The organism is Hydrocoleum sp. CS-953 (genome assembly GCF_002260545.1).
Classification (GTDB): Bacteria; Cyanobacteriota; Cyanobacteriia; order Cyanobacteriales; family Microcoleaceae; genus Trichodesmium.
In genome coordinates this window covers 1-3,177 of the sequence record NZ_LGSU01000462.1, presented here as the reverse complement: position 1 = coordinate 3,177, position 3,177 = coordinate 1, and the positions used below count along the sequence as shown (strand labels likewise).

The 3,177-nt window shown below is 35.5% G+C and carries 2 protein-coding genes; one reads left to right on the top strand and one right to left on the bottom strand.

The window, feature by feature from the left end; genetic code table 11:
- Window positions 1–459: 459 nt before the first annotated feature.
- The gene (locus tag AFK68_RS04640; protein ID WP_094671787.1) at window positions 460–978 is read left to right on the top strand and encodes a GNAT family N-acetyltransferase; all 519 of its coding nucleotides are present in this window, start codon (window positions 460–462) and stop codon (window positions 976–978) included.
- Window positions 979–1,644: 666 nt separating this feature from the next.
- Here AFK68_RS04640 and AFK68_RS04635 read toward each other — a convergent pair.
- Window positions 1,645–2,490: an alpha/beta fold hydrolase gene (locus AFK68_RS04635; RefSeq protein ID WP_094671786.1), complete on the bottom strand. Its 846-nt coding sequence runs from the start codon at window positions 2,488–2,490 to the stop codon at window positions 1,645–1,647.
- Between the last annotated feature and the right edge of the window lie 687 nt (window positions 2,491–3,177).

Sequence of the window (3,177 nt, the reverse complement as noted above, 5' to 3'; positions counted from 1 at the left end):
AGAGTTTTTTAAATCTCTAATTTTCTCTCCCTATTTCTATCTAACTCTAAATATGCTCGAATTAGGGTTTGCTGATTAAATCTCAAAGGATTGAAATCTAAAGGCTGCATTTTTGGAGTCTAAAAAAGTATGAGGTTTTTATCTCCTAGAGCTGCAAAAAGTTAGTATTTAGGGCGTAAAAATTCGGAAAAATTGAGGAACAATTCTTCCGACTACTTACTCTTTAATTCTCCATTCCTTCATTCCTCCTGACTCCTACCCTTACCCATAAGACTTTTTTAGCAAACCCTAATTATCCATTATCCATTATTCATTAATGAAATATCCAAAATTATGATTACTAGATAGCTTTCTAGAAGTGATAAATAACTATAAAAGAAGTAAAAAAATAAATTTTATGTTTTACCTAATGTCAAATTTTTTTCTACACAACTTAAAAATATGACTGCTACATCAGTAATGAAAATTAGAAATGCAGAAGCAAAAGATTTAACTGTAATTGTAGAAATTTATAATGCTTCAATTCCTAGTCGTATTGCTGCTGCAGATTTGGAACTTATATCGGTTGAGAGTCGTATTTCCTGGTATCAAGAACATTCACCAGATAGTCGTCCTATTTTAGTTGTAGAACTAGATGATCAAGTTATTGGATGGCTAAGTTTTCAGTCTTTTTATGGCAGACCAGCCTACAAAGCCACCGCAGAAGTAAGTATATATGTTTCTCCTGAATATAAAGGTCAAGGCATAGGAAAAAAATTACTTTCCGAGGCAATTTATCGTAGTCCTCAGTTGGGAATTAAGACTTTACTCGGCTTTATTTTTGCTCATAATATTCCTAGTTTAAATTTATTTGATAAATTTGGTTTTGAACGTTGGGGTTATTTACCAAAAGTAGCTGATTTAGATGGTATCAAGCGAGATTTAGTAATTGTAGGGCTTCATCTTGAGGAAGGAGAAAATAAGGATAAGAGTGAATAAGAGTGGATATATTCAAAATAAAAAAGTCAACATTCAGCGCTCAGTTATTAGCTTCATTACCTTGAAATTAGAGAGTAAAATTTAAAGCTTGATATTTATTAATCCTTTTATTCAGTAGTTTTGCTGACATCATTGTTTTCGACGATTGCTGAAAGTAGCAATTTTTTTAATTCTTTAGGACAATTTTTATAAATTTGGTATTGGTCTTATACGAAGCCTAAAAAAAGAATGTTATGAATAATAAGGAGAGTTAAAATACTTTGGGGAAGGATGTCTGTTTGAATAAAAGAAGGTATTAAATCCTTAAAATGATGTTTAAACTATTTATTCTGACTCATGACTTCTTGAGCAGTAACCCAACTATTTGTAGCAAAAATTTATCAAACTGCTATTAGAGGCTATCTGTCCCAATTATTATCAATGTGCAGCAACCTTTTTTTCCAATTTTTATCATAATTCATGGCAAAAGACTTTTAATCTGGGTAGCCAAAATATCAGGTTTTTCTAACATTGATAGATGACCACATTCAGGAATTTCTAGGACATTTGCACCGNGAGCAGTAACCCAACTATTTGTAGCAAAAATTTATCAAACTGCTATTAGAGGCTATCTGTCCCAATTATTATCAATGTGCAGCAACCTTTTTTTCCAATTTTTATCATAATTCATGGCAAAAGACTTTTAATCTGGGTAGCCAAAATATCAGGTTTTTCTAACATTGATAGATGACCACATTCAGGAATTTCTAGGACATTTGCACCGCAACCTTGAAACATCCAGTGAAAACTAGCTAAATGTTGTACATATTTAGGCTCCATAATTGTATCTTTAGCTCCCACAATAAAGTAAACTGGTTGTTTTAATTCTGATACTATTTGTGGCAATTGATGAACCTCTGATTCTGTAGTAGATTCTAATAAACTTCCCAGGGAAGCTTCATAAGATGCAGCAACGAAATCGAATAATAGTTGTTTTCCCCATTTTCGAGAGAGGGGAGTAACCACTTGAGTCTTAGTATATATTTGTTCAATCAAAGGTAGATAAGGTAGCCAACGAGGCCGAAATTTAATTATTTGTGCCCCTGCGAATCTAAATCGCTCAAATTCTTCTTTGAGATAAATTCCACCACCAGAGTTAATACAGACTACTGCTTTGATAATGTCGAAGATTTTATATGCTCCATGTAAAGCAATAGTTCCTCCCAAAGAATGTCCTATTAAGCAGGCACTAGAGATGTTAAGTTTTTCTAGTAGTATTGCCAAATCTTCAATATAAGAGGTAGGACTGTAGGTAGAAACTAATTTTTTTTGGGTTGAATGGATTTGAGAATCGCCGAATCCACGCAAGTCGTAAGATAAACACTGGTAATCTCCTGATAGTCTTTGGATCAAAGGTTGCCAGTAGTTACGGCTTAAGAGCCAGCCATGCATAAATACAAGTACATGGGGAAATTGAGTGGGGTTAGTCAATTCATAGGTGTGTGGAACCCCTCGAATATCTATAGTTGCCATATTTTTATTTTAAGTAGGACTTGCTGAAACAGTCTTATGAGTGAGGGTGGGAGTCAGGAGTCGTAGGGGCGTTTCATGTCGCTCCGCGAAACGGCCGTTAGCTTCGCATAACTATCGTTAACCCCCGTACAGGAGTCAGGAGTTAGAATAAATGGGAATTATACAGGAGGTAGGATTCATTAATTGATAATAGATAATTACCTCTGGTAAAAACCAAGAGGATTAATTAGAGTTTGCTGAAAAAGTCTTATGGGTGAGGGTAGGAGTCAACCCACCCCTGCCCCTCCCAGCTATCCATTACCCACATCTTTCTTAAGATAAAACTTGACAAAATAGACAAGTTATGGGTTAGTCTTGGTTCGGTCTTTTCGGGAGAAAAATATATGAAAAAACACATTTTTTTTTGATAATTTAAGTATTATTACTTGCCTACTATGATTCTTTCTCCTTTCTCCCCTGCTCCCTGCTCCCCTGCTCCCCACAAGCTTTTCAGGAGTTATGGGTAAGGGATAGCCCTCCCAGGAGGGGAGTCAGGAGTCAACCCACCCCCGCCCCTCCCAGGAGGGAAAGTCAGGAGAAATGGGGAATTTAGACGAGACAGGAGGAAGAATTATAAGAGTGATTTTTCTGCCTTATGCAACCTAAAATCCTCACTTTATGCAGCTCTTTAGAACGAAAACCTTGTAC